26 protein-coding genes and 2 tRNA genes are annotated in these 26758 nt (G+C 63.0%); 14 read left to right on the top strand and 14 right to left on the bottom strand.

What is annotated here, in order from left to right; all coding sequences use genetic code 11:
• The first annotated feature begins 22 nt into the window (after positions 1 to 22).
• Positions 23 to 1009 (top strand): transglycosylase SLT domain-containing protein, encoded by a 987-nt coding sequence (locus ACZIRK_RS18910; protein ID WP_208827237.1) that lies wholly within the window; start codon positions 23 to 25, stop codon positions 1007 to 1009.
• A gap of 276 nt (positions 1010 to 1285) precedes the next feature.
• A complete protein-coding gene (locus tag ACZIRK_RS18905; protein WP_456644655.1) occupies positions 1286 to 2461 on the top strand; it encodes a DUF2336 domain-containing protein in 1176 nt (391 codons plus the stop codon).
• A gap of 241 nt (positions 2462 to 2702) precedes the next feature.
• On the opposite strand, the gene ACZIRK_RS18900 is transcribed toward ACZIRK_RS18905, so the two are convergent.
• The 5 genes from ACZIRK_RS18900 to ACZIRK_RS18880 form a co-directional block, all read right to left on the bottom strand.
• On the bottom strand, positions 2703 to 3284 hold the full coding sequence (locus ACZIRK_RS18900; protein ID WP_463327912.1) for an Hpt domain-containing protein: 582 nt from the start codon (positions 3282 to 3284) through the stop codon (positions 2703 to 2705).
• 17 nt (positions 3285 to 3301) lie between these two features.
• A complete protein-coding gene (locus ACZIRK_RS18895; RefSeq protein WP_130228218.1) occupies positions 3302 to 3847 on the bottom strand; it encodes a response regulator in 546 nt (181 codons plus the stop codon).
• Between the two features lie 82 nt (positions 3848 to 3929).
• Positions 3930 to 4709, bottom strand: coding sequence for an NAD kinase (locus ACZIRK_RS18890; protein ID WP_028163273.1), 780 nt, complete (start codon positions 4707 to 4709; stop codon positions 3930 to 3932).
• A 259-nt stretch (positions 4710 to 4968) separates the two neighbouring features.
• On the bottom strand, positions 4969 to 7134 hold the full coding sequence (locus ACZIRK_RS18885; protein ID WP_130228219.1) for an adenylate/guanylate cyclase domain-containing protein: 2166 nt from the start codon (positions 7132 to 7134) through the stop codon (positions 4969 to 4971).
• Positions 7135 to 7405: 271 nt separating this feature from the next.
• Positions 7406 to 8074, bottom strand: coding sequence for a hypothetical protein (locus ACZIRK_RS18880; protein WP_028163275.1), 669 nt, complete (start codon positions 8072 to 8074; stop codon positions 7406 to 7408).
• A 358-nt stretch (positions 8075 to 8432) separates the two neighbouring features.
• On the opposite strand from ACZIRK_RS18880, the gene ACZIRK_RS18875 reads away from it, so the two are divergent.
• Positions 8433 to 10022: a S10 family peptidase gene (locus tag ACZIRK_RS18875; RefSeq protein ID WP_463327911.1), complete on the top strand. Its 1590-nt coding sequence runs from the start codon at positions 8433 to 8435 to the stop codon at positions 10020 to 10022.
• Positions 10023 to 10645: 623 nt separating this feature from the next.
• Here ACZIRK_RS18875 and ACZIRK_RS18870 read toward each other — a convergent pair.
• Positions 10646 to 11182, bottom strand: coding sequence for a tetratricopeptide repeat protein (locus ACZIRK_RS18870; protein WP_130231594.1), 537 nt, complete (start codon positions 11180 to 11182; stop codon positions 10646 to 10648).
• Positions 11183 to 11478: 296 nt separating this feature from the next.
• Between ACZIRK_RS18870 and ACZIRK_RS18865 the strand changes: the two genes are divergently transcribed.
• The 4 genes from ACZIRK_RS18865 to ACZIRK_RS18850 all read left to right on the top strand — a co-directional run bounded on the left by ACZIRK_RS18865 (position 11479) and on the right by ACZIRK_RS18850 (position 13769).
• Positions 11479 to 11757 (top strand): His-rich protein BRANT, encoded by a 279-nt coding sequence (locus ACZIRK_RS18865; protein WP_196237249.1) that lies wholly within the window; start codon positions 11479 to 11481, stop codon positions 11755 to 11757.
• 211 nt (positions 11758 to 11968) lie between these two features.
• Positions 11969 to 12397 carry a hypothetical protein gene (locus tag ACZIRK_RS18860; protein ID WP_028163278.1) on the top strand — a complete coding sequence of 143 codons (429 nt, stop codon included), beginning with the start codon at positions 11969 to 11971 and terminating at the stop codon, positions 12395 to 12397.
• Positions 12398 to 12661: 264 nt separating this feature from the next.
• Positions 12662 to 13378, top strand: a complete 717-nt coding sequence (locus ACZIRK_RS18855) for an outer membrane protein (protein ID WP_130231596.1) — start codon at positions 12662 to 12664, stop codon at positions 13376 to 13378.
• A 151-nt stretch (positions 13379 to 13529) separates the two neighbouring features.
• Positions 13530 to 13769, top strand: coding sequence for a hypothetical protein (locus ACZIRK_RS18850; RefSeq protein ID WP_028163280.1), 240 nt, complete (start codon positions 13530 to 13532; stop codon positions 13767 to 13769).
• Here the strand turns inward: ACZIRK_RS18850 and ACZIRK_RS18845 are convergent.
• The 7 genes from ACZIRK_RS18845 to ACZIRK_RS18815 form a co-directional block, all read right to left on the bottom strand.
• A complete protein-coding gene (locus tag ACZIRK_RS18845; protein ID WP_051396658.1) occupies positions 13746 to 14045 on the bottom strand; it encodes a hypothetical protein in 300 nt (99 codons plus the stop codon). The genes ACZIRK_RS18850 and ACZIRK_RS18845 overlap by 24 nt on opposite strands.
• Before the next feature lie 352 nt (positions 14046 to 14397).
• Positions 14398 to 14823 carry a hypothetical protein gene (locus tag ACZIRK_RS18840; RefSeq protein ID WP_463327910.1) on the bottom strand — a complete coding sequence of 142 codons (426 nt, stop codon included), beginning with the start codon at positions 14821 to 14823 and terminating at the stop codon, positions 14398 to 14400.
• A gap of 153 nt (positions 14824 to 14976) precedes the next feature.
• Positions 14977 to 16845 carry an acyltransferase family protein gene (locus ACZIRK_RS18835; RefSeq protein WP_463327909.1) on the bottom strand — a complete coding sequence of 623 codons (1869 nt, stop codon included), beginning with the start codon at positions 16843 to 16845 and terminating at the stop codon, positions 14977 to 14979.
• A gap of 86 nt (positions 16846 to 16931) precedes the next feature.
• Positions 16932 to 17123 (bottom strand): hypothetical protein, encoded by a 192-nt coding sequence (locus ACZIRK_RS18830; RefSeq protein WP_028163283.1) that lies wholly within the window; start codon positions 17121 to 17123, stop codon positions 16932 to 16934.
• 44 nt (positions 17124 to 17167) lie between these two features.
• A complete protein-coding gene (locus ACZIRK_RS18825) occupies positions 17168 to 17320 on the bottom strand; it encodes a hypothetical protein (RefSeq protein WP_165435568.1) in 153 nt (50 codons plus the stop codon).
• Between the two features lie 92 nt (positions 17321 to 17412).
• Positions 17413 to 17487 (bottom strand) — tRNA-Thr (locus tag ACZIRK_RS18820).
• A 123-nt stretch (positions 17488 to 17610) separates the two neighbouring features.
• Positions 17611 to 18057, bottom strand: a complete 447-nt coding sequence (locus ACZIRK_RS18815) for a hypothetical protein (RefSeq protein ID WP_130229856.1) — start codon at positions 18055 to 18057, stop codon at positions 17611 to 17613.
• 216 nt (positions 18058 to 18273) lie between these two features.
• On the opposite strand from ACZIRK_RS18815, the gene ACZIRK_RS18810 reads away from it, so the two are divergent.
• The 3 genes from ACZIRK_RS18810 (at position 18274) to ACZIRK_RS18800 (ending at position 20170) form a co-directional block, all read left to right on the top strand.
• Entirely contained in the window at positions 18274 to 18969 is a 696-nt protein-coding gene (locus ACZIRK_RS18810; RefSeq protein ID WP_130229857.1) for a HoxN/HupN/NixA family nickel/cobalt transporter, read from the top strand.
• 160 nt (positions 18970 to 19129) lie between these two features.
• Complete coding sequence (locus tag ACZIRK_RS18805; RefSeq protein WP_130229858.1) at positions 19130 to 19606, top strand: hypothetical protein; 477 nt, start codon at positions 19130 to 19132, stop codon at positions 19604 to 19606.
• A gap of 123 nt (positions 19607 to 19729) precedes the next feature.
• The gene (locus ACZIRK_RS18800) at positions 19730 to 20170 is read left to right on the top strand and encodes a hypothetical protein (protein WP_130229859.1); all 441 of its coding nucleotides are present in this window, start codon (positions 19730 to 19732) and stop codon (positions 20168 to 20170) included.
• 88 nt (positions 20171 to 20258) lie between these two features.
• On the opposite strand, the gene rlmB is transcribed toward ACZIRK_RS18800, so the two are convergent.
• A complete protein-coding gene (gene rlmB, locus ACZIRK_RS18795) occupies positions 20259 to 21083 on the bottom strand; it encodes a 23S rRNA (guanosine(2251)-2'-O)-methyltransferase RlmB (protein WP_207231145.1) in 825 nt (274 codons plus the stop codon).
• Positions 21084 to 21289: 206 nt separating this feature from the next.
• Between rlmB and ACZIRK_RS18790 the strand changes: the two genes are divergently transcribed.
• The 4 genes from ACZIRK_RS18790 (at position 21290) to ACZIRK_RS18775 (ending at position 26638) form a co-directional block, all read left to right on the top strand.
• Positions 21290 to 21375, top strand: a tRNA-Tyr gene (locus tag ACZIRK_RS18790).
• Between the two features lie 356 nt (positions 21376 to 21731).
• Positions 21732 to 24176: an EcoAI/FtnUII family type I restriction enzme subunit R gene (gene hsdR, locus ACZIRK_RS18785; RefSeq protein WP_463327908.1), complete on the top strand. Its 2445-nt coding sequence runs from the start codon at positions 21732 to 21734 to the stop codon at positions 24174 to 24176.
• Between the two features lie 3 nt (positions 24177 to 24179).
• Positions 24180 to 25634 carry a type I restriction-modification system subunit M gene (locus tag ACZIRK_RS18780; RefSeq protein ID WP_463327907.1) on the top strand — a complete coding sequence of 485 codons (1455 nt, stop codon included), beginning with the start codon at positions 24180 to 24182 and terminating at the stop codon, positions 25632 to 25634.
• Entirely contained in the window at positions 25631 to 26638 is a 1008-nt protein-coding gene (locus tag ACZIRK_RS18775) for a restriction endonuclease subunit S (protein ID WP_463327906.1), read from the top strand. The genes ACZIRK_RS18780 and ACZIRK_RS18775 overlap by 4 nt, the downstream gene beginning before the upstream one ends.
• Positions 26639 to 26758 lie beyond the last annotated feature (120 nt).

The following is a 26758-nucleotide window of genomic DNA, read 5'->3' as shown; positions in this document are numbered from 1 at the left end:
GCGAGGAGCGGGGCATCAATCGATGGCGATCGATACATTCAACGCCGGGACGGCGGCAGGTGTCGACCCGACGCGCGCGAAGATCGCGGGTTCGATCAAGCAGGCGGCGTCCACCACCGGCACCAGCTTTCAATACCTGCTCACGACCGCCAAGATGGAATCCAACTTCAACCCGCGGGCTTCCGCGTCGACCTCATCCGCGCGCGGGCTGTTTCAGTTCATCGACCAGACCTGGCTCGGCACGGTGAAGGAGGCGGGGGATAAGCTCGGCTACGGCAAATATGCCGATGCCATCACGAAGAATTCTGACGGCAGCTATTCGGTCAGCGATCCGCAGGCGCGGGCCGCGATCATGCGATTGCGCGACGACCCGGATGCCGCGTCGGCAATGGCCGGCGTGCTGACGCAGTCCAACAGCTTCAAGCTCACCGGCAGCATCGGCCGTCGCCCGACCGATGCCGAGCTCTACATGGCGCATTTCATGGGCGTCGGCGGCGCAGCGAAACTGATCTCGAGTGCCGAGGGCAATCCGAACGCCAGTGCCGCGCAGATGTTCCCGAAGGCGGCCGCCGCCAACAGTTCGATCTTCTATGACGGTTCGGGACGCGCCCGCAGCGTGTCGGAAGTCTATTCGGTGCTGAACGCGCGCTATGCCGGCGCTGCTAATTCCAGCGCGACCCGCACTGCTTTTGCCGCGGCCGGCGGCGAGATCGCGAGCGCTGCGCCCGCGCCGGCGATCGACAACGCCGCCTACCTCTCAAGCTTCCCGGATTCCCGCGCGGTGTCGCCTGTGGCCGGCTCGCAAGCGGCATCCGCTCCGGGCGATCCGATGTTCCGCTCGCTGTTCCAGGCCGGCGACCGCGCCGAGCCGATCTCGCCGACTGTGCAGGAGCTATGGGGCCGTCCCTCACAGGTCGCGACCACCTCGTTCTCCGGCCAGACTCCCGAAGTGCGGCCGCCTGGCCGCCTCGACCTCTTCAGCGACCGCAACGGCACGTTCTCGGGCTGACGCTCCGCACGGGTGGTTGCCCCTCATGGTGAGGGGCGCGGCACGCGCGTCTCGAACCATGAGGCCCCGATCTCGCCCGCGGCCCATCCTTCGAGACGCCTGCCGTGCAGGCTCCTCGGGATGAGGTCGGTGTACTTGGAGGCAGGCGCTCATCATTAACGAAACGTCAATAAATCCAAAGAGTTATGGTGAACGCTTTGTTAAGCGTCATGGTTTATCTTTGGTTACGTTGGCACTGCATCACCGTGTCGTCTCGTTGCGTAAGCCGGAAGGACCATGATCGTTCGGCAGTTCATCAATTGGATCAGGACCGCTCCGGCAGGGGAGCGGGCCGAGGCCACCCGGGCATTGGCGCGGGCCTGGTTGATTTCAGACCTATCAGAGGACGACCGCATCGCCGCCGAGGGCGCGCTGCTGATGCTGCTCGACGATCCCTCGCCGCTGGTGCGGCAGGCGATGGCCGAGGTGTTCGCGCGCAGCGCCGAGGCGCCGGCGGCCATCGTGCAGGCGCTCGCGGTCGACCAGCCCGCAATCGCGTTGCCGGTGCTGGAACATTCGCCACTCCTGATCGATGCCGATCTCGTCGACATTGTCGCGACCGGCAACAACGAGATGCAATGCGCGATCGCGCGGCGGATCAATCTGCCTGCATCCGTCGGTGCGGCGATTGCCGAAGTCGGCTGTGCCGCCGCAGCGCTCGAATTGATCGAGAACGCGAATGCGGAACTCGCACCGTTCTCATGGGACCGCATCGTCGAACGGCACGGCCATCTTGCCGCGATCCGGGAGGCGATGCTGGTGCTGGAAGGCCTGCCGGCCGCGACCCGCATGGCGCTGGTGGCAAAGCTGTCGGAGACGCTGGCGCAATTCGTGGTCGCCCGCAACTGGCTCCCCGCCGATCGGGCTGATCGTATCGCCAGCGAAGCGCGCGAGCGCTCGACCGTTCACATCGCCGCGCGATCGCGCGGCGAGGAGATGCGCGGCCTCGTCGCGCATCTGCGCGCGACCTGCCAACTGACCGCCGGTCTGATCCTGCGTGCGCTGCTCTCGGGCAATATCGAGCTGTTCCGCGCAGCCCTCGCCGAACTCTCCGACCTGCCGGAGGCGCGCATCGCCGCGCTGTTGCATGACCGCGGCGCCGCGAGTCTCGACGCGCTATTGATCCGCGCCGGCCTGCCGGAATCTACCTTTGCCGCCTTCCGTGCCGCGCTCGAGGCAAGCCACGAAGCCGGCTATGTCGACAGCATCGACGGCGCGGTCAGGCTGCGCCGACGGATGGTCGAGCGCGTGCTGACCCATTGCGAGACCGATCGGCAGGCCGCCGAACCGCTGTTGATCCTGCTCCGCCGCTTCGCCACCGAATCCGCGCGCGAGGAAGCACGCGTCTTCTGCGAAGAGCTGGTCGCGGAAGAAGCGCTCGCACCGCTCGAGCACGATTTGATCGCGGCGTAGGAAAAACCGCCGCCGCAACACACGTCGTTATTCCGTGGCGATGCGACAGCATCGAACCCGGAATCCATTTCGCCGCCTGCGCATGCGGCCCAATGGATTCCGGGCCTGCGCCTGGCGCATCCCGGAATGACGGGGGATAGCGACGAGCTGCGAAGGGTGGGCAAAGGAGCGCAGCGGCGTGCCCACCATTCCGCTCACGATGGTGGGCACGCTGCGCTTTGCCCACCCTACGCAGGCTCCATTACTCCGCTGGTGCGATGCTCGGCGCGAGGATGGCTTCGAGATGTTCTGGGCGGTCGTGGTTGACCTTGAGCAGGAATTCATCGGCGATGCCGCGGAGCTGCCTGCTGAGCGCGCTTGCCATCACGGCGGTGTCGAGCTTGGTGCGCTCGCGCACGATCGCCTGGATCGCGTTGATGTGGTGGGTGATCAGCTCCGCCGGCACCTCGTCGAGATCGGGGGCGTGCTCGATGATGCGGCACAGGCTTTCGGCGGCGGCGCCGGCGGAGGGAAAGCCGAAGGTCGCGGCGTCGCCCTTGATGTCATGAGCGGCGCGGAACAGCTCTTCGCGCGTTTCGTGCGAGAAGCCGTGGCGCAGCACAATGGCGTGCGCGGCCGACAGCCGGTCGGCCTCGATTGTCATCCACTGCTTGAATTCGCCGGAGAGATCCGCAAGCGCCTGCTCGGCGCGCGCAACGGGGTCGTCATGATCGATGTCGGGGGGGATGCGGCGCAAGACTCCACGCAGCGGATTGGGTTGCGTGATCACATGATGCGTGGCGAAGGTCTTGATCTCGACCGCGCCCGGTTTCTCTTTCGCCATGATGATCTCCTCGCCGCCTAGATCGCGGAACGCGCCTTATCGAGCAGCGACGGCTGTTGCATCACTTCCATCTCGCCGCCGACGCGGCGCTCGGGCCCGATATAGGTGTTGCTGGTGTTGCGGCGGCGGTCCGGGCCGAAATAGGTCTTGGTCTTGATGAAGGGGCGCGGGTTGGCAACGACATTGAGGATGCGCTGGTAAAGTCCTTTGGCCGAGATCGGCTTGGCCAGGAATTCGGTGACGCCGGCATCGCGCGCCACCGTGACGCGGCGCTTCTCCGAATGCGCGGTCAGCATGATGATCGGCGCGTAGGGATTGGCGTTGGATTCCGGCTGCCGGATCATCTGTGCGAGTTCGAGCCCGTCGAAAATCGGCATCGACCAGTCGGTGATGACGATGTCCGGGACGTAGTGGGTGTACATTTCGAGCGCGGTGGCGCCGTCTTCCGCCTCGTAGACTTCGCGCGCGCCGAACGAATGCAACAGCGTCCGCAGGATGCGGCGCATGTGCGGATTGTCATCGCAGATCAGAAACCGCAGCTTGTTGAAATCGATGCGATACATGTCCCGCCCGGCCCAAACGGCATTACCCGACGTTAACCATATCGCTGTGGCGGTTAAGGAAAGGTTGCGCGGAGGGGGAGGATCAGTACCCGAACTGCTCGCGCAGGATGCGCTCTTCCAGGCTGTGGCCGGGATCGAACAGCATGCGTATCGAGATGGTCTTGTCGGTCAAGACCTCGACGCGGCTGACGTCGCGCACTTCGTCATGGTCGGCGACCGCCGCCACGGGGCGCTTTGTGCCTTCGAGCACCTCGATCACGACGAACGCCGAATTCGGCAACAGCGCGCCGCGCCAGCGCCGCGGGCGGAAGGCGCTGATCGGGGTCAGCGCGAGCAGGGCGGCGTTGATCGGGATGATCGGGCCCTGCACCGAGAGGTTATAGGCGGTCGAGCCGGCGGGGGTGGCGACCAGGATGCCGTCGGCGATCAGTTCAGGCATCCGCTCGTGCTCGTCGATCAGGATGCGCAGGCGCGCGGCCTGATAGGTCTGGCGGAACAGCGCGACCTCGTTGATGGCGTGATGCAGATGCACTGCGCCGTGAATGTCGGTGGCGCGCATCAGCAGGGGGCTGATCAAAGATTCGCGCGAGGCCGCCAGCCGTTCGCGCAGATTGTGGGTCGCGTACTCGTTCATCAGGAAGCCGACGGTGCCCCGATGCATGCCGTAGATCGGTTTCCCCGAACGCATGTTGGCGTGCAGCGTCTGCAGCATCAAGCCGTCGCCGCCGAGTGCGACCACGACGTCGGCGTCCGCCGCGTCGCAATTGCCGTAGAGCGCCGTCAGTTGCGCCAGCGCCGCCTGCGCCTCGGTGCCGCTGCTGGCAACGAAGGCGATCTTCTCGTATCGCTCGGGACTGGTCATGGCACGACAAGCTCGGCTCTGGTTGCGCGCCGTTCCGCGCCGCGCCCGTCTATACAGCTTGGCCGCGCTTGTCGAGATCAGAAGACCGGCATTTCGGGGTCACAAAACGGCTCGGGCGGCCGCTCGGCAGGGCCGCCCGACACAATTCCGCAATGATCGGGCCTCGTAGCCCGGGTGGAGCGCAGGGCAACCCGGGACTTCTGCATCCGCGTTTACCAGGGGTCCCGGGCTACGCTTCGCTCCACCCGGGCTATGTGCCTCACTTCTCCTGCAGCGTGCGGATCGGCTCCCAGTCCCCGCCCGGCGGCTGCGCGGCCATCTGCTCGGCGCGCTCGCGAAACAATGCGGCCGGCTTGTCGGTCGCGGCCGAGCGGCCGAAAGCCTCCGTGGCGAGGTGGAATTCGCCGGCGCGCCAATGCGCGAGTCCTTCGCCGTAAGTCTTGATCAGCGCCTGCTGCGCTTCCGACAGCGCGTCCGCCCGCGCCACCAGCTCGTAGATCTTCAGCGCTTGATTCCGTCCTTTGACGCGGACTTCGTCGAGCTCGCGCCAGGCAAAGCCGCTGCCTGCGAGCGCCACCGTCGCGTCCGAGGCGATGATGGTGGTGCCGTAGAACTTGTTGGCGCCTTCGAGGCGCGAGGCGAGGTTCACCGCATCGCTCATCACGGAATAATTGAAGCGCCGCCGCGATCCGAAATTGCCGACCAGCGCCTCGCCGGAATTGATGCCGATGCGCTGCGCGAGCGGATGGTCGCGGAAGGCCGGCGAGGTGGCGTTGAGCTCTGCAAGTCGTGTGCAGCAGTCGAGCGCCGCGCGCGCCGCGTTCGCAGCATGGTCAGGATCGTCGGCGGGCGCGCCGAACACCGCGACGATGGAATCGCCGATATATTTGTCGACATAGCCACCATTGGCCTCGATGACATCGGTCATATCAGAAAGATATTCGTTCATCAGCGACATCAGCCGGTCCGGCGGCATGTTTTCCGCGATCGCGGAGAAGCCCGCGAGGTCGGAGAAGAACACGGTGACCTCGCGCGCTTCGCCGCCGAGCTCGGGCAATTTCTTCGACGACAGCATGCCGTTGATGACGTGTGGGGCGAGATAGAGCGCAAAGCTCTTCTGCAACAGCCGGCGGTCGCGATCGGTGACGGCGAAGCGAAGGCCGACCATCGCCGCGAGCGCAGCCGTGCCTGCCGCGAAAGGCTCGACCAGCGGAAGCGCCAGTGCGTGGGTGAAGGCGAACGTGGCGCCGACGAGCCCGAGCGCGCTCGCCGCTGCGCAGCAGAGGACGGCGGTGAATGGCCTGAATAGGCGCGCCGCCGTTGCGGCCAGCGCGGCAAACAAGAAGGCGATCAGGAACGTCGGCAGGAGGCCGGGCTCGCGCGCCGCGTTGCGGGTGATCAGGTTGTTGACGGCGGTGGCGTGGATATACACGCCCGCGATGGTGCTGCGCGCGACGCCCGGAACGGCCGGCGGACTGGCGTCGGGCGCGCAGCGCGGGAGAGGGCGCCTCCCGTCGCCTGCGGTGGCAAATCGTTTGGATGTCGCCTGGCGGTCTTCGATGTCGAGCACGGTGCCGATCAGGACGATCTTGCCGTCGAACCAACGCCGGAAATAATCCTTTCCGCCCTTGGCCGCGCAGGCGCGCAGGTCGGCGAAGGAAAAGGTCGGGATGTCGTCCGCGCCGCCGGCAAAGTTCAGCGTCATCGTGTTCGGCACCGGGCTCGGAATCCGGTAACCGGCGAGCGTCACGTTGCCACTGGCGTCGCTGTCGGCCGTCGCACCAAGCGCCCGCGATGCCAGTTCGAGCGCCATGCCGGAAACCCTTGCGTCGCCGACGGCAAAGGTCAACGGCACCCGCCGCACCGTGTCGTCGCTGTCGGTGTGGACATTGAGCGGACGGATGTTCTGCTGCTGGCGGACGGCAACGCGCTGTCCGGGGGAGGGGAGGATCGGCTGATCCCCGCGCAGCATCTCGCCGAGCACGACCTTGCCGGATGTCGAGGCGGAGGCGAGGGCGCGCAGGAAGTCGCGATCGAAGCCGCGCACCTTTTCGCCCAGCACGCCGTCGCCGAACGGAATTTGCGACAGCTCGATCGAGGTCGGGATCACCAGGTCGAAGCCGACGACCTTGGCACCGCCATCGATGATCGCGCCGAGCACGCGGCCGATCTCGCCGGTCCAGGTCAGCGTGGGCGATCCCTTGAACGGCGCCGCGCGATAGCTTTCCTCGTCGATCGCGACGACAACTGTGGGGGAAGCGGTGGGGTCGGGTGCGCTCTGGAATATCCTCCAGCGCAGCGCGGTCAGGATGTCGAGCGAGAGGCCGCGGATCGGCTCGAGTGCGGGCGAGATAGAAATGGCGGCGCAGACGAGCGCGATCGCGGCGATCGTGATCACCTCGCGCGCGGTGCGCCCGATGCTCAAGGTCGCTGATCCTGGCCGGCGCGGGAAGATTTTCTCTCGAACAGTGAGGCGTGTTCGACTTCACCTCGGCCCGCGTGCGGGGAGAGGTCGAAATTCAAGCGCAGCTTGAATTTCGGGTGAGGGGGAATCTCCGCGAACACGTCTGTCACCGTGTCCGCGGAGAGAGCCCCTCACCCCAACCCTCACAGAGCGAGCTTCGCTCGTCTCGGCTCCGTAAGAACGGGGAGAGGGAGAAGCGCCAGCAGTGGCCCCAAGGCAGTTTCATCACGAGCTAATTCATCCGCAGCAGGCGGCCGACGATCGGCGTGGGGCCGGGCTTGGCTTGCGGGTCGACGCGGAAGACGATCTGCGACGACTTGAAGGTGGCGGCGTAGAGGCCGCCCGGGACCAATGCACCGTTCTCGCGGGCGAAATCGAAGAACCTGCCCTTGAGCTGGGTGCCGCCGAGATCAACCTGCTGACGCTCACCGGGGATGTCCAGGCGCTTCACGATCAGCGTGCCGCGTCCTCTTGCCTCCACGAATGGCGAAGCGCCGTAGAGGGTGAGCTGCGGCTGCGGCAACGAGGTCTTATTCGCATCGACGCTGCGCAACACGGTGGCGGCGACCGCGCTGGTCGCCTGCGTCGTGGCGTGCGTCTGGTTGGAATCGCAATCGGTTTTTTCGGCCTTGAGGTCAGCGAGATGCACGACGCTCTCCTCGGTGCCGACGATCACCGTGCCGATCCCGGAGATCGCTTCGCGCCGGCAAGAGGTCATATAGCTCAGCACGATCGAACCACCGTCCCCGATCTTGATTACGGTCTTGGGGGCTACATAATCCATGAACTCGGCGCCAGTGACCTTGCCTTGCACGTCCTCGACGACGGCCACCGGTGACTCGGCCGCCGCCGGCGAAGCCAGCGCAAGCAGGCCGACACAAATGGCAATCGCTCGTTTCATTTCGGGAACCCCCTCGAAGATACAATTTCGTTAGTCGCGGTGGCGCCGTTTTGGTTCTGTGGATCGAATGGTTGGGTTGGCAACCTTGTGGATGTGACGGATATCACTCAATTGTCGCCGCGGACAACCTGATCGGCGCGTATTGTCGCAGGCCTGTCGCATTCATCGCGGTGCAAACCGGCTGGCGCGATTGTGATTTCCACACAATTCCTCCCGTTGTGTAGCTGCATCCCCGATGGACGCCGCAATTCGCGTCGTAGCCCGGGTGGAGCGCCAGCGTAACCCGGGGGCGCTCTCAATGTTGACGCAGATGTCCCGGGCTTCGCTTGGCTGCACCCGGGCTACGAAGGAACTGGACATGGCAAGCTGGGTCGGAACACAGCGCAACGCGCGCACGCGCATGATGGTCGCGCTGCTCGCATTTTCAGTCGTGAGCGGCGCGTGGGCGCAGGACGCGGGCGACACCCCCAAACCGTCATCACAGTCAGATTCGCCGACGACGCAGGCACCGGCGGGTCGTAAGGGCGGTGCAGACCGCAGTGCGGCAGCCAATCCACCGTCGGCGTCCGAGCAGCACCGCTTGCCGCCTGACTCCACGACCAAGCAGACGCTGGCGCTCCCCGGACGTAGCTTGGAGTTCACGGCCACCGCCGGCTCGATCCGCCTGTTCGACCAGAAGGGCGAGCCGCAGGCCGATATTGCCTATACCTCCTATCAGCTCGACGGCACCGATCGGACGAATCGCCCGGTCACCTTCCTGTTCAACGGCGGGCCGGGCGCATCGTCGGCCTGGCTGCAGCTCGGCAGCGCCGGACCGTGGCGGATTGCGCTGGGCGGCGAGGGGGCGGTGTCGTCGGCGTCGCCCGAACTGGTGCCGAATGCGGAAACCTGGCTCGACTTCACCGACCTCGTCTTCATCGATCCCGTCGGCACCGGCTATAGTCGTTTTGTCGCGACCGGGGACGACGTGCGCAAGCGCTTCTTCTCCGTCGACGGCGATGTCAACGCGATCGCGCTGGTGATCCGCCGCTGGCTCGAGAAGCACGAGCGGCTGCTGTCGCCGAAATATGTCGTGGGCGAAAGCTATGGCGGCATCCGCGGACCGAAGATCGTGCATAACCTGCAGACCGAGCAGGGCGTCGGCGTGAAGGGATTAATCCTGCTCTCGCCGCTGCTCGATTTCCGTGAATTCCAGGGCACGAGTCTGCTGCAATATGTCGCGAGCCTTCCGAGCATGGCGGCGGTCGCGCGGCAGAGGAAGGGCCCGGTGACGCGCAGCGACGTCGCCGATGTCGAACAATACGCGCGCGGCGATTTCCTGGTCGACCTTGTCAAGGGGCAGGCCGACAGCGAGGCCACGACACGGCTCGCCAACAGGGTGGCGGCCCTGACCGATATCGATCCGGCGGTAAGCCGTCGCCTCGCGGGGCGTTTCGATATCTCCGAATTCCGCAGGGAATTCGATCGCCGCAACGGCAAAGTGACCGGCCGCTACGACGCGTCAGTCGAAGGCTTCGATCCCAATCCGGATTCGAGCGTATCCCGCTTCGGCGATCCGTCCGGCGATCCGCTGATTGCGCCGCTGACGAGCGCAGTTGTCGACCTCACCAGGGGCAGGCTGAACTGGCAGCCGGACGGATCCTATCATCTTCTCAACGGCAGCGTCGCCGGCTCCTGGGATTTCGGCCGCGGGACAAACCCGGCCGAGTCGGTCTCACAGCTCCGGCAGATTCTCGCGCTCGATCCGAAGCTGAAGCTCCTGGTCGGCCACGGCCTGTTCGATCTCGCGACTCCTTACTTCGGCTCGGCGATGGCGCTCGACCAACTGCCGGCCTTTGCGAGGCCGGACCGTGTCAAACTCGTCGTCTATCCCGGCGGCCACATGTTCTATTCCCGCGACACCTCACGCCAGGCGTTCAGAGGCGAGGTCGAAGCGGTGATGAAGTAGGCAAGAGCGATTGACGTTCTTCGCCTACGTATTCAAACAGCGTGCTCTCTAGGAGACCCTCATGGTGACGAGCGCGTCTTCGCGCGTCTCGAACCATGAGGCCTCGATCTCACCCGCGCCATGCCTCGAGACGCCGCTTGCGCGGCTCCTCGGGATGAGGGTCGTCGCATTCATCGCGCAAGGGACGTGACAATATTTTGCAGCTTACTTGAAGTTGCCGTCTCGCGTGATCGGCAGCGCTTCTGTCGTATGACGCGCATCATTTAGCTGATGCAAAACTCACGTTTTTGAGAGTCGTGATTGAACCTGATGACGTGCGGCACTGACCAATTCAGTGCTGGGGATTTCAGGGCCCAGTGACGACCAACGCCACCAAGCAATACTCATTGCGCTCGGTGGCGTTTATTTTTGGCGAAGCTGTTTCGCCACAAGCCCCACCGTCGTCATTCCGGGGCGCGCGTAGCGCGAGCCCGGAATCCATTTCTCCACCTGCACCCGCGGCTCGATGGATTCCGGGCTCATCGCTGCGCGATGCCCCGGCAGGCACGACACCGGTGTGAAGCGCGACAGAAACTGAAGGGCACGGCGCGTGCGCCGTTGCCCGTCACACGGCAACTACCGCCTCAATACACCAGCCCGGTGCCGGGCGGCTTTTCCAGCGCGGCGGCGAGCGAGCGGTATTCCTCGCTGTTGGTGCCTGCGAGCTGGGCGATGCGGTTGAGATGATACTGTGCCTGGTCGCGGTTGCCCTGTTCGACCTGCCACAGACCGTAATACTGCCAGGTCTTGACGTGGTTCGGATCGGCCTTCAGCGCGCGCTCGTACCAGACCTGCGACAGCTTGTAGTCGCCGAGCTTGCGATAGGAATAACCGATCAGGTTGGCGACCGCGGCGGTGTCGTCGCGGTGCAGGGCCTTCAGTTGCTCGATCGCGTTCGCATAATCGTGGCGGTCGTAGATCGTGGCATAGGCGGCGTGATAGCCATTCTCGAAGGCGGCCTGTTCGACGTTCGGACGAATCTCCGACTTCTTCTTGCCCTTGGGCGGCGGCGGGGGCGGATCGTTATCCGGCGCGGCAAAGACCGCGGTAACGACGGGCGCTGCCGCAAGCGTCAGCGACAACATGGCGAGCGTCAACAGCCTGATCGCGAATTTCTGCATGCCTCTCTCCTGATGGTCAGCCCGGCGATCCTATACCGCGGCCCGTTTCCTTGAACACCCAGTGCTCGGAAACATTCCCGCTTCGGCACGCCATTTTGAAACTCACGCCTCGCAGACGTGACGCCGGTCAGGACTTAACGCAGTCGCGGACATGAACAGGATGTCATGGAGATGAACGAATTCCGTCCGCGCGTTTCAGCGTGGGTTCAGCGCCGCCGACTTAGGTCGTCATCACTGATCGGCGAGCCCGGCCATCCGACCGGAAGTCTCAGCGATCCCTGGAAGAGGAGACAACCATGCTCAAGACCATTTCCGCGGCGCTGCTTGCGGTTTCCGTGATGGCGGCGCCCGCGTTTGCCGGCAACTATGGCAAGACGACCCAGGCGCCGGTGATCAAGTCCGAACTGACGAAGTCGAAGGCGCTGCATGCCAACGCCAAGATGGTGCGCCATCATCATAAGCACCAGCGCTACGTCCGCCATCATGGCCACCACAAGCACATCGGTGTGATCAAGACGCATGTCACGCCGAAGGTCGCGGTCAAGCCCATCGTGCGGCCCGCCAAGCGCGGCTGAATCCTGACTTCCACGACTGGTCCGTCCGCCGCGGTTTTGATCCACATTGCCCCACCGCGCCGGCGGATATCAGGCCCACCCACGGCCATTGCATCCCCAATGGCCGTGGGATGGTGCATTGAGGCGACGCCTAGATGCGAATTCCCTTTCGCCGCTGGCCGGTCTAAGAAACTGCCGGGACCGACGCAGTCGACTTTGGGGCGAAAGGAACTTGGCGAAGACAGCAAGACTTACGGCAATCCTGCTGTTGCCGATCGCGCTCGGGGCGTGCTCCGCATTCAGCAGCGACGACAACAGGTCGATCAGCTTCACCGATGACCGCGGTGTCGCCGACCAGCCGTATCCGAAGAATTACCGCGCCGAGACCCTGGCGTTCATGCACACCTATCTCAACGACCCCACCGGCGTACGGGACGCGGCCATGGCCGAGCCGGTGCAGCGGACGGTCGGTGGGCGGCAGCGCTACGTCACCTGCCTGCGCTTCAGCGCCCGCGACTCGGACGGCGCCTATCGGCCGACGCGGGAGCGCGCGATCGTGTACGTCGATGGCCGGCTCGACCGCATGATGGAAAATGCTACCGAGCCTTGCGCCAGCGCGACCTACGCGCCATTTCCTGAGCTGGAGAAGATGTCGCGGTAGCGGCGGCTCGGTGGCCGCAGGGTTACCGGGATGGGATCACTTTTCGGCGAGGGGTGAACCTCTGCTTAGTCAGATCCGACATCCGTTCTGGTGGCCGGCTCCGGATTAACGGGAGGGAAAATTCTTCCATGCAATGGAACCCGCGGGTGTTGCGGCGCTGTCACTGTGACGAACACGTGATGCTCTGGCGGTGCCCCAAAGCAACCTAATTGAAGTCACGTTGTTTGGTTTGATGTCGCGTCGTGGAGTGAACGGGGAAGTACCATGAAGAAGTTTTTGCTTGGCGCAGTCGCCATGGCCGCATTCGCCGGCCCCGCTTTCGCGGCTGACATGCCGGCACGGCCCTATACCAAGGCACCGCCGGCCTATACGGCGCCGGCGTTGGTTTACAATTGGACCGGTTTCTATATCGGCGGCCATATCGGCGGCGGCTTCACCGACGGCAACAATCTGCTCGGCAGCGACGCGCGCTTCCTGGGCGGCGTGCAGGGCGGTTTTGACTATCAATTCGCGCCGAACTGGGTGGTGGGCGTCGAGGCGCAATACAGCTGGCTGCCGGGCAACAGCAATAATGGCTTCGTGTTCCCCGCTGGAACGGTGGTGACGGGCAATACCGACCAGCTCGGCTCGGTCACCGGCCGGCTCGGCTACACCTGGGGTCCGGCGCTGCTCTACGCCAAGGGCGGTTACGCCTGGCGTGAGAATAGCAATATCGGCGTCGCCTTCGCTGGCGTGCCGCAGCCCTTCACGACTGACGGCAACCGCAAGGACGGCTACACGGTTGGCGCAGGCCTCGAATACATGTTCGCGCCGAACTGGTCGGCCAAGGCCGAGTACCAGTATTACAATTTCGGCCACACGACCTTCACCTCCGGTCCGGCCGAGATCGTCGGCTCCCGCTTCCGGGACGACGAGCATACGGTCAAGGTCGGCGTGAACTACCGCTTCGGCTGGGGCGGGCCGGTCGCTTCCAAATACTGACCGCGGGTTTCCGCGGGGGCGAGGGCCGGCTTTCCGCCGGCCCTTTTGCTGCGGGGCTACCGGCGCCGCAGAAAATATTTTTTGCGGTGCACGGAACTTTCACGCTCAATGGTTTATTATGCCGGCCGCCGGGCGAGGTGGACACACGAACATGCGTGCTTTTGCGTTAGCGTTGATTTTTTCTGCGGCGATATCGCCATGCCTTGCCCAGACCGTGCTGAAATCCGAACCGCTGATTCTCGCCCCCTACGAGGTCGCCTTTGTCCAGGATCCGGCCTGCGGGGTCGGGAAGGTGCTCAAGGTCACCGGCGCGATCAGGGGACTGCACCGGCGTAAGGCGTGCGTGACGCTGGCCTCGGAGCAGGCCTCACTGGTGAGCGCGACGCCGTAAGGCTTTTTCCTGCGGCGGCTCGGGCGGCGAGAGCTGCGGCTCGCTCCGCGCCTCGCGTTCGGCATCGGCTTTGTTCTTGGCGGGGTCTTCGTTCGGCTCCGCCTGGCAGGGCCTGATCTCGTAATCATTGTCCAGGACCGGACGCGGGGCGGCCTTGTCCTCGTCCGTGGCGACATCGACGACCAGGCCGCTCTTCCGAGCGACCTTCCAGACATCCGCCTCGGTCGGATAGGCCTTGCTCAGCTTGGCATCGTTGGAAAACAGCGCGTACGGCATTCTTAGCTCGTGGCTCCGCAAAGGCAGTCAACGCCAACCCCGCCCCCGGGTTTCAGCACCGCCAACCGTCTTGTTTCACGCCCAGGTGAGGGCATCCGTCACCCCGTCTTGAGTCCCTAATAAGTGGTGAATCCCCCAAAAAAGAATCCGCAAGACTCCGGTGCTAGAATCGCCGGATGCTCCGGGCATGACAACGGTTCTGCACACATCCAGCGAACGCGTGCATGTCACGCTCACCGTGGCGCTGTTGGTCGCGTCGGTGGCCAATATGCTGCTGGTATGGGCCTGGCTCTGACCGCCAAGACCTGGCGGGACAGCCTGTGGGACTATTCTATTCGGCGGAGCGAGGCGGCTAGGTACCCTCGCTCAGAGTGGCGCGGACCTTGGCCATGGTGGCACGGCAGTATTCCTCGCGCTCCCGGGTAAACCGCTCCTGGTGGGCGCGGAAGCTTGCCACCCGGGCACGGATTTCGGACTGGAAATCGGCGGGGAGGTCGAGACCCGCGATCCGAGGCGGCTTCGCCTGAGACGGCCTTGCCTCAGGGTGCATTGTCTGAGCAGGCATCGTCTGAGCCGGGTTGGGCGGGACGGCGATCGGGAGCGGCGGAGGTTCGGCGAGCACGGCTTCAACGTTAACCACAGCGGTGGTTATAGTCGCGCGGACGGTCGTCTCGGTGGCCGGCGACAACAACTCGGCGTCGGGCTTCTTGCCGGTCACCGATTGCACGAACGCCATTGTCTGAGCGATCAGGAGATCGCGTTCCTTCATCCATTTCATGGCACACCTCGACCTTACTCGACTGCAGCAAAGGTTGCCTTCGGAATCAAGCATCCCAAGTTATGGCAGTCCCAATTTCCACCGAGGTGACAAAAGAGTAACACCGCGTCAATCGGAAGAGATCGTTTACCATAACAGGGTGATGGCAAGTCCTCACGGGCGCGGTGGAGACGGCAGCAATTCCTTGCCGATCGCTCTGATGAGAAACTTCGAGCCGGAGTCGGAGAGGTGCACGATATCTGTTATCAGCACCTGGTTGGCATCGGTCCCGATCCCCGTCAGACAGCCCGCAGCATTGCATAGCGTATGCCAGGCAGAGATGTACTCGATGCCTTCGGCTTTGCTGAAAGCCTCCATCCGCTGATCGTTGTCCAAGCCTGATACGCCCGACGCGATCCGCTCCGGAATCTCGTGCCAAATCCGGTAGTGATTGACGAGCGTATGGGGAAGCGTTCGCTTCCAGACCGGCAGTGGACCCAGGATGACGATGCGCCGGACCTTGCTGGCGCGCAGCCGCGCGATCGTTTCGTGCAGCTTGCTGAGATCGTTGTTCGTGCCCCACATCGCATGCAGCAGCACGACGTCCGGATGCGCGGACTGAAGTAGGCCGAAGGCGGTGCGATGGACTTCGTCGCAGCGTGCGTTCGCGCCCGAATCCAGGATCGGCGCGCAGCCCGGCGCGCTGAACCTCGCCAGGCGGAACGATCCGCTCGCAGCCTCTGCTTCCTTCAAGCCCGGATAGAGCGCGGCCGCGGTCGAATCGCCCCACAAAAATACGAGCGGCTGCGTTCCCTGCTCGATGCAGTCTGCGTTGAATTCAGCGCCCGGCGTTTCCAGGAAACACCTGTCGCCAAATCCCGCATTGTCCTTCGCCTGGGTCCGCGCGATCGCCTGCACCTCCACAGGAAAACGAAAATCGAATCCGGCCGCGGCGATGGTCACGATACCGGCAAGGCCGACGAGCGCGAGACCGAGCGTTAGTCTCTTGACTGCCCGGTCGTAGTGGCGAAGCGGAATTTCGACAAAGCGGAATGTCAGCCAGGAAAGAATCACGGAGACGGCGACCGCCGCCCAGATCTCCATCACGTTCGGCACGCCGTTGCGCAGAATGCCGAGATAGGACAGGACCGGCCAGTGCCAGAGATAGAGCGGATAGCTGATCAGGCCGATCCATACCATTGGCCGGTTCGACAGCAGCATCTTGTTCACCGCCGAATTTGGCGTGGCGATCAGGAGTACCGCGCCGAGCACGGGCAGCAGGGCGTAGAGGCCTGGGAATGCGCTGGCGCGATCCAACAGCAGCGCTGGGCCAAGGATCGCGGCGAGGCCCAACAAAGCAAGATACTCGCCGATCCGCTTGTCCCAGCTAACGTTCTTCCGTACGAGCACCAGGTGGGCAAGAAGTCCGCCCGCGAGCAACTCCCAGGCGCGCGTGAGCGGTGAGTAGAACGCGACGGTCTCGTAGCCGAAGAAGATACTCAGGCTGAACGCAAACGACGCCAGCGCGATGACCGCGATCCATCGGCCGCGGATTGCGGTTGCGGAGAGAAGAAGGATCAGCGGCGGCCAGAAGATATAGAACTGCTCTTCGACGCCCAGCGACCACAGATGCAGCAGCGGATTGTCCGCGGCGGCAGGTGCGAAATACCCGGTCTGCCTGAGCTGGAACAGATTGGCCGCAAAGGCGACGCCGGCGGCAATGTTCTCGCCAAGCAGGGTGAATTGATCGGGCAGCAGCGCGAACCATCCGACCAGATAGGTCGCGGTGAGCACGATGACGAGGGCTGGAAAGATGCGGCGAACGCGCCGCGCATAGAAATCGGCGAACGAGAAGGTGCCGGCATCGACCCTCGTCAGGATGATCCGCGTGATCAGGAAGCCGGAGATGACGAAGAAGACGTCAACGCCGATGAAGCCGCCCGGCACCAGCCAAGGCTGAGCATGATAACCGACGACCAGCAGAATGGAGATTGCCCTCAGCCCGTCAATATCGGGCCGATAAGCCGTTTCGTGATGCGCCATTGTGCGGATGATGTACCCGGTCCACGGCGACGCCGCCAGAGCGGGCAGCGGCCCGCTTCATCACGTATCAAATGTTTGTGGCCCGCCTAGCTCGCGGGAAGTGGTGTTGCGGTCGTCTCAGCCAGCCGTTCGGCGGCCTTTGCTTCGATCAGGTCGGCGTAGCGGTCATATTCATCGGCCATTTCGAGCAGTTTTTCGCGAACGTCTGCATCGATGACCTGATAGGCCAGCCGCTTCGCTTGCTCGGATTGAAACCGGTAGTGCTGCGTGTCGGACATGTGGGCACCTCGAACGTATGTCCGGCACCAACCGCAAAGGTTCATCAGGCAGCGGCAGGCTTCTTGTCCTGTCGAATCTCGACGTCGAACCAGCCCATCTCCTTGAGTTCGTGCGCCTTCTTCAGCGCGGCATCCTCGCTCTCGCGTCTTAGGATGATCTGCCCGGTGCCGTCGCGGGCGTAGATGAAATAAGCCATTCTTAAAATCCTGTTCGGCTGAAATACGCGCTCCGACAACGGAAATAATTGAAACGATTTTGGCCCAAAACACGGCGCTTTGATGAAACGGATGGTGCCGGCTGAGGGGATTGAACCCCCGACCTTCGGTTTACAAAACCGCTGCTCTACCGCTGAGCTAAGCCGGCCGATTTCGGCCGCTCGCATATCAGACTTGGGAGCGGAGGGCCAGAACCTGAGGGCAGCCAGGCGAGACCTGTGCAGGAAAAAGGCGGCCGGGCGGCCACCTTTTCCCCAACTGGTCGATTGGGTTACTGGCAGGGATGGCGGCGGCCATCCTCGCCGCGGAACCAGGTCCCGGGCGTGCAGACGAGGCCGTTACGCTCGGCGTAGCTCTGGGTGTAGTAGCCGCCTCGGTAGCCGTTATCGAAACCGGCAAATGGCGCAGTGGCAACCGCCGCCGCCGTGCCGACGGCGCCTCCGACAACCCCGGCGGCCACGTTGCCCGGCCAGAAGCTGCCGCGATCGTCCCAGTGGGCGTAGCTGTTGTTCCAGCCATTGTTGTACTGATAGGCGGCGGCGCGACGCTGCTGGTAGCTGCCGGTATAGGGATTTCCCGGTCCTTGGTTCTGGCAATTGGCGTTCGGATAGAACTGAGCGCAATAGCCGGGATTGTAGATCACCTGTTGCGCCCCGGCGGGAGCGGCCAGGGCGGAAGCGAGCAGCGCGGCGGTGCCGACGATAGCGAGTGGTCTCATGTGAGATTCTCCTTGAAGTCGCAATCGACACCAAGCGGCCGCGCGGCGGGCCTGTTCCAACGATCCTGTTCACACGATTTCAAACCCAAGTGATCGCAGCAAGCGCATCAAGAGAGTGGTACTCGCGGACGTTGATACGCCGCCGATTGTGGAAGGAGTGGCCTGACAAGGGCTGCCACTTCGTGTCAAATAGGGGCATCGAGCGGACGGGGCGGAATGTTTGGAATCCTGGGACTTGGTTTTCTGTTGGGCATGCAGCACGCGCTCGAGCCCGACCATATCGCGGCCGTCTCCAGCATCGCCGCGCGCCGGACCCATATCGGCGACATCGTCAGGCACGGGCTGACCTGGGGACTCGGCCACACGCTGACGCTGTTCTGCTTCGCGGGTGCCGCCATCCTGCTCGGACACGCGATCCCGGAGACAGTGGCGCAGCCGATCGAAGGGGCCGTCGGCATCATGCTGGTCGGGCTCGGCGTCCACGTGCTGTGGCGTCTGTGGCGCGACCGCATCCATTTCCACCGCCATGGCCACGGCGACGGCACGGTGCATTTCCACGCCCACAGCCATGCCGGCGAGACGACGCCGCATCGTGCCGCGACGCATGTCCACGCGCACGGCTTTCGCTGGCGCACGCTGCTGGTCGGCCTGATGCACGGCATGGCCGGCTCTGCGGCGCTGCTGGTGCTTGCGGTGTCGCAGGCCGCAAGCCCGATCGTCGGACTGGGCTATGTCGCGCTGTTCGGGATTGGCTCGATGATCGGCATGGGCGCGCTGTCCACGGTGATTGCAGTGCCGATCGCGGCCTCCGCGCGCTGGCTCACCTGGGCCAATCGCGGCCTGCAAGGCGCGGTCGGGCTCGTGACCATCGCGATCGGTATCAACACCATCGTCGAAACACTGCTGGTGTAAGCGCCCGCGCATACGGCGTTAACAAATGCTGACCACGATCGCCCGCAATTGAGCGAGCCGGCATGCTCACGCGTTAGGCTTACCGGCAGTTTGGCCTGTCGCTTTAACCTTTGGCTGCGCGCATTCGATTAGGTTGCTGAACGAGACAGGAAGGCAACCAATGCGCGTTGGCATTACAGCAGGGATTCTTTTGGCGATGACGTCAACGGCCTTTGCCGGTGGCGGCTCCGGCGGCGGCTTCGATATCGTCGTTCCCTATCGGCGGGGCGTGCCGATCATCATCAACGGCATCGACGTTTCCTATGCCGTGATCGAAGGCGAATGGGGTCTTGGCAAGAACGTCCACGTGCAGCCGACCATCTATGGTGGGCGTTACATCGATCCCGAGCCCAATGTCGGCCATTATTATCCGAGCCTCGGCCACATGCCGGGCTATGGGCGACTGGAGATCGAGCCGCCGTCGAACCGGCGCCTGCCGAAGCCGGCCGAAAGCTATCACCAATCCTGGTCCGCGCAGTCGATGCCGCTGCCGGCGCAGTCCAATCCGCCGGTCGATGCGCCGCCCATCATCTATGCGCCGCAGTATGACCAGTCCCCAGGCGACCATCGCCGCCGGCCGCCGAGAATTCCGCGCTAGGGCATGATCCGGAAAAGTGGAAACCGGTTTTCCCTCGCGACAAACGCTAAGCGTTTGCGCGGAGATCATGCTCAAACAAAGAGATGAGCCAATAAGAACACACCAACAGGAGAGAGTAGAGTAATGCGTCAGATGATTTCAGGAATGGTCGCGGCAGTCGCGGTCATGGCCGCGGCACCCGCAATGGCGTGCGGGTACGGGTACGGCTCGTGCTCACCGTGCGGCTCTTATGGCTATTATGCCAGCCCCTGCGCGCCGCCGGTCTACGCCGCGCCGGTCTATTCCGCACCGGTCGTGAGCTACAACTACACTTCCGGCTGCGGCGGCTGTGGCGTTGGCTATGGCTGGGTCACCCAGCGGCTCCCGGATCCGGAGCAGCAATACTACTATGTCAACCAGGGGCCGACCTATACCGGCCCGGGTAACTGGGCGCCGGTTCCGACCTATCGCGAGAGCGGAGTCTCGTACTATCGTCCGTTGCGTCCGCGCTACTATCGTTCGCACTATCGCTACGGCCACTCGCAATATTACCAGGGTCAGCGCGTGCTGCGCCGCTACTACTGATCTGATAGGCGCTCTTGAAATTGGCGCCCGCTCGCCTCGTGCGAGCGGGCGCTTTCATTTGCCTCGAGCTACTTCGCTCGAAGACGCTCTACATCAGGCCAAGCCGGCTTGCGCCGATATAGAGCGCGAGCACAGCGGCGTTCGAGACGTTGAGGCTCTTGATCTCGCCGGGCATGTCGAGCCGCGCCACCACGCTGCAGGTCTCCCGCGTCAGCTGTCTCAATCCCTTGCCCTCGGCACCGAGCACCAGCGCGAGCGGCTGCCGTAGCGCGACCTGGCTGAGATCCTCGCTCCCCTGACTGTCGAGACCGACGGTCAGGAAGCCGCGCTCGTTCAATGCGGTCAGCGCGCGGGCGAGGTTCTGCACGGTGACCAGCGGCACCAGCTCCAGCGCGCCGGAGGCCGATTTCGCGAGCACGCCGGTCGCCTCGGGGCTGTGGCGGGCGGTGGTGACGATCGCCCTCACCGCGAAGGCCGCGGCCGAGCGCAGGATGGCGCCGACATTGTGCGGGTCGGTGATCTGGTCGAGCACCAGCACGATGCCCTCGGGCTCGAGCGTATCGATATCGGGCGAGGGCAGGGGATCGGCCTCCACCAGCAGCCCCTGATGCACCGCATCCGGCCCGAGACGCTGGTCGATGGTGCTGGGGCGGACGAGCTCCGGGGGCACCCGGGTGTCAATCCCTTCCTCGGCGAGCCGTCGGGCCGCATTCTCGGTTACGAACAGCTTGCGAATCCGGCGCTCCGGATTGGCCAACGCCAGCGAAACCGTATGCCAGCCGTAGAGAATCACCGGGCCGTCGGCATCCGAATCACGGCTGCGCCAAACCGGCCGCCCGGCCGATTTTCGCCCTTTTTCGAATGGTTTAGCCCCGCCGCGGCGGAACGGGGGCTTGCGGTCACGATCGCTCATCAGGGGCGTTGTGTCACGGGTTCCGGACAATGGCAATTTTGCCGGCAAAAGGATGCCGATTAACGGCTTCCCTTGGTTGACTTTGCCACCTCCCTTCGCACATAAACGCGCCGGCCGTGCACCCCGACGGGTCCCACGGTCACCAGCGTCACCGATTGACCTGTCCGCTGCCACCAAGGGCGGGTGGCGTCCGACGCTGTTGGGACGGGGGAGTGTCCCGAGTGGCAAAGGGAGCTGACTGTAAATCAGCCGCCTCATGGCTTCGCAGGTTCGAGTCCTGCCTCCCCCACCATGTTGAAACTGCTAGGGAATATCCAATTTCCTGGCCCGCGTTCGAGAGCCTCTCCTTCGAGGTGGCTGCTCCAAGCCCCACTCCAGGCCCCACCTGCATGGGCGCTATGATCGTCTCACGCGAGAAGCGATCCTCAGCGCTGCGCTGGGTGAATCCGCTGTCCCCAATACCAGGAAGGTATCCCTCTGCGTCATCCACACTGTTTAGTGCTGAACAGTCGCGGAGGACTTCAGCACCTAGTTGTTTCATGCTCAACTTTCGCGCATTGAGGGGTGCGAGATTAGGTCCGGGGCAAGTCATTCATCTGAATTTGCATTCGCCTGTCGCGCTTCGCGCCGCAACAAAGCTTGCCATCAATGGACAAACGCTCATTAAGCGAACGAGATATTTGCACGAAGTACATCACGCCAGCGCTGCGCGATGCTGGCTGGGACGAAATGCTGCAAATCCGCGAGGAGGTCGGCTTTACCAAGGGCCGCATCATCGTGCGCGGCAAACTGGTCACGCGCGGGAAGGCCAAGCGCGCCGACTACGTCCTCTGCTACAAGCCGAACATGCCGCTGGCGCTGATCGAGGCCAAGGACAATTCTCATAGCGTCGGCGACGGCATGCAGCAGGCGTTGGACTACGCCGCCACGCTCGATATCCCCTACGTGTTTTCTTCCAACGGTGACGGCTTTGTGTTCCACGACCGCACCGGCCAGAGCGTTCCGATCGAAGCGAACCTTGGCCTTGACGCCTTTCCGGCGCCCGCCGAACTGTGGGCACGGTATCGCGCCTGGAAGGGTCTCGACGCAGAGGCCGAACAGATCGTGCTTCAGGATTATTTCGACGACGGCAGCGGCAAGTCGCCGCGCTATTATCAGGTAAATGCCGTCAACGCCGCGATCGAGGCAATCGCCAAGGGCCGGGACCGCGTGCTGCTCGTGATGGCTACCGGCACGGGTAAGACCTACACGGCATTTCAAATCATCTGGCGTCTATGGAAGGCGGGCCGCAAGAAGCGCATCCTGTTTCTCGCCGACCGCAACGTGCTGATCGACCAGACGATGGTGAATGATTTCCGTCCGTTCGGCGCGGCGATGGCGAAGCTTTCGACCAATGCCAAGACTATTGAAAGACAAGACGGAACCGCTGTCGATCTGACGTTAGCGCTCGATAAGAAACGGCGGATCGATACAGCTTTCGAGATTTATCTTGGGCTCTATCAGGCGATCACGGGGCCTGAAGACCGGCAGAAACTCTATCGCGAGTTCTCGCCCGGCTTCTTCGATCTGATCGTGATCGACGAGTGCCATCGCGGCAGCGCGGCCGAGGATTCGGCATGGCGCGAAATCCTCGACCATTTCTCCGGCGCGACTCAGATCGGCCTCACCGCCACGCCAAAGGAAACTGAATACATCTCCAACACCGATTATTTCGGTGAGCCGGTCTTCACCTATTCGTTAAAGCAGGGAATCAGCGACGGCTTTCTCGCTCCCTATAAGGTCGTCAAGGTTCACATCGACCGCGACGTGGAAGGCTATCGCCCAGAACTCGGGCAGCTGGACCGCGATGGCAACGAGATCGAGGACCGAATTTACAACACCAAAGATTTTGACCGCAATATCGTGCTCGACGACCGTACGGTGCTCACAGCGAAGAAGGTGACCGAGTTCCTAAAGGAAAGCGGCGACCGCTACCAGAAGACCATCGTGTTCTGCGTCGATGAGGAGCACGCGGCGCGCATGCGACAGGCGCTGGTCAACGAGAACGCCGATCTGATTGCGGAAAACCAGCGCTATGTCATGCGTATCACCGGGAGCGACAAGGAAGGCCAGGATCAGCTAGGTAACTTCATCGACCCGGAATCGAAATATCCCGTGCTGGTCACAACGTCGCGACTTCTCTCCACTGGCGTGGATGCGCAGACCTGTCGCCTGATCGTCCTCGATCGCGCGGTGGGCTCAATGACCGAGTTCAAGCAGATCGTCGGGCGTGGTACACGCGTTCATGAGGATACAAAGAAATTTTACTTCACGCTGATCGACTTTCGCGGCGCGACTAGCCATTTCGCCGATCCGGATTTCGACGGCCATCCGGTCCAGATTTACGCGCCCGACGAAGGCGATCCGATCACGCCGCCAGACGATGCGCCGACCACAGCCGAGGGCGACGATGCGATCCCACCGACGCCGGGCGAGGACGAAACCATCGTCGATCAGCCGGGACTGCCATTGCCGCCCAGTGACCCGATCCGCAAGATTTACGTCGATGGCGTCGGCGCCCGCATCCTCACCGAGCGCGTCGAATATCTCGACGAGAACGGCAAGCTAGTCACCGAGTCCCTGCGCGATTTTACCAAGAAAGCGCTGAAGAAGCGCTTCGCCAGCCTCGATGACTTCCTCAAGCGCTGGAAGTTGGCCGAGCGCAAGCAGGCGATCATCGAGGAACTGGAGGCCGAGGGTCTGCCGCTCGATCCCATCGCCGAGGAGCTTGGAAAGGACCTCGACCCCTTCGATCTGATTTGCCACGTTGCATTCGACAGGAAGCCGCTTACGCGGCGCGAGCGGGCCGAGAACGTCAGGAAACGGGACGTGTTCACCAAATACGGGCCGCAAGCCCGCGCCGTGCTCGATGCGCTGCTCGAAAAGTATCACGACGAAGGCGTGCTCAATCTCGATGACGCGAACGTGCTGAAGGTGACGCCCTTCACCGCGATGGGGAGCGTCGTCCAACTCATCAAGGCGTTCGGCGGCAAAGAGGGCTTCGAGAAGGCCGTCCACGAAATGCAGGACGCGATCTACCAGGAGACCGCATAGGCAATGATTGTTCGCACCACTGTCAAATCCATTCAGGACATCATGCGCCAGGACGTAGGCGTCGATGGCGATGCGCAGCGCATCAGCCAGCTTACCTGGATGTTCTTCCTCAAGATCATCGACGATCAGGATCACGAACTTGAACTGACGAGGGACGGCTACCGGTCGCCGATCCCGAAGAAATTCCAGTGGCGCGCCTGGGCTTCCGACCCGGAGGGCATTACGGGGCAGGCGTTGCTTGATTTCATCAACGACGCATTATTCCCAGCGCTGAAGGAGCTGAAGCTCACCGGCCAGCCGGGCGACCGGCGGCGCGTGGTGCGCGACGTGTTTGAGGACGCCTACAACTATATGAAATCCGGCCATCTCATCCGGCAGGTCGTGAACAAGATCAATGAGATTGACTTCAACAACCTCGACGAGCGCCGGCACTTCGGCGAGTTCTACGAACAGCTATTGAACGATCTGCAATCGGCCGGCAATGCCGGCGAATATTATACGCCGCGCGCCGTCACCGCCTTTATGGCTGACCGAATCGATCCGCATCCTGGCGAAATCCTCTTCGATCCCGCCTGCGGCACAGGCGGCTTCCTCACGTGTGCCATCCGCCACATGGAGAAGAATTACGTCAAAACACCCAAGCAGCGCGAAAAGATGCACGGCGCGTTGCGCGCGGTAGAGAAGAAGCCGCTTCCGCACATGCTTTGCGTCACCAACATGCTGCTGCACGGCATCGAGGACCCGAGCTTCGTGCGCCATGACAACACGCTGGCCCGGCCGCTGATTTCGTGGGGTAAGGATGAGCGCGTCGATATAGTGCTCACGAATCCGCCATTCGGGGGGCGAGAGGAAGACGGCATCGAGAACAACTTCCCCACCTTCCGCACTAAGGAGACGGCCGATCTGTTCCTCGCCCTGATCGTGCGCCTGCTAAAACCGAATGGACGTGCCGCTGTGGTGCTGCCTGACGGCACGCTGTTCGGCGAGGGCGTCAAGACGCGGCTCAAGGAATATCTGATGGAGGAGTGCAACCTCCACACCATCGTCCGCCTGCCCAATTCTGTGTTCAAGCCCTATGCCTCGATTGGCACCAACCTCCTGTTCTTCGAGAAGGGCGAGCCGACGAAAGATATCTGGTTTTACGAGCACCGCGTGCCCGAAGGCCAGAAGGCCTATTCGATGACCAAGCCAATCCGGCTGGAGCATTTCCAGGACTGCATCGAATGGTGGGGCGGCAAAGAGCGCAAGGGGCGAAAGGAGACGCCGCAGGCGTGGCGCGTTACCGCCGAGGAGATCAAGGCGCGCGGCTACAATCTCGACATCAAGAACCCGCACGCGGTGGCGGACGACCACGGCGACCCGGTAATGCTGCTGGCCGATCTTGCAAAGGCCGAGGTTGAGGCGGCGGCTTATCGCGACCAGTTGAAGGCGATCCTTGCCGAGGCACTGACCCGATGAATGCGGAGCGCCTGCTGAAGCACTACGAGAAGATCGCCGACGCGCCTGACGCGATTGCCCGTCTGCGCCGCTTTATTCTCGATCTGGCCGTGCGCGGCAAGCTGGTGGTCCAGGACCCTAAGGATGAACCGGCGACGGGATTGTTGAAGCGGATTGCGATTGAAAAGGCGCTGCTGGATCGCAAGCGGGGTCCTCAGCGAGAACTGAAAAAACTCAATGACGATGCTGGGGCCATTCAAATTCCGCGGAATTGGGCGTTAGCACCTCTGGCCGATCTCGTCACTGTTCTGAATGGACGTGCTTACAAACAGCATGAACTATTGAACGCCGGAACGCCGGTTCTTCGGGTGGGAAATCTCTTCACCTCAGACAAATGGTACTACTCCGATTTGAGCCTCGACGACGACAAATATTGCAATAAGGGCGATCTGATTTTCGCTTGGTCCGCTTCCTTTGGGCCGTTCATTTGGGACGGGGAGAAGGTGATCTATCACTACCATATTTGGAAACTTCTGCTTCATAGCGAAGCTGATCTCGATAAGGGCTACCTATATAACTTCCTTCTCCAGAAGACGCGGGAGATCAAAGAGTCTGGTCACGGCATTTCAATGATACATATGACAAAGGAGAAAATGGAGCGACTTCTAGTCCCCGTCCCACCGCTCGCCGAACAGCGGCGCATTGTTGCCAAGGTCGATGAACTGATGGGCTTGTGCGACCGGCTGGAGGCGGCGAGGGGAAGCCGCGAGGCGGTGCGTGACCGGCTAGCGGTCACAAGCTTGGCCCGACTCAATGCGCCCGATCCTGAGACTTTCCAGGCCGACGTCTGCTTCGCGCTCAATGCGCTGCCAGCCCTTACCGTGCGTCCAGATCAGATCAAGCAACTGCGCCAGACTATCCTCAACCTCGCTATTCGCGGCAAGCTCGTACCGCAGGACCCGAGGGACGAACCAGCGCCCCCCCCCCGGCGGTTTTCGCCGAATCCGAGCTTGGAGGCCGACTAGATACTAAGATTCCGGCTACCTGGCGATGGGTTCGTGTTGAAGATGTAGCGGATGCCCGGCTCGGGAAGATGCTCGACAAGTCCAAAAATAGAGGCCAGCCATATCCGTATTTGCGGAATA

The organism is Bradyrhizobium sp. Leo114 (genome assembly GCF_055229415.2).
The sequence above is the reverse complement of the archived record's forward strand: the minus strand, read 5'-3'. Positions and strand labels throughout refer to the sequence as shown.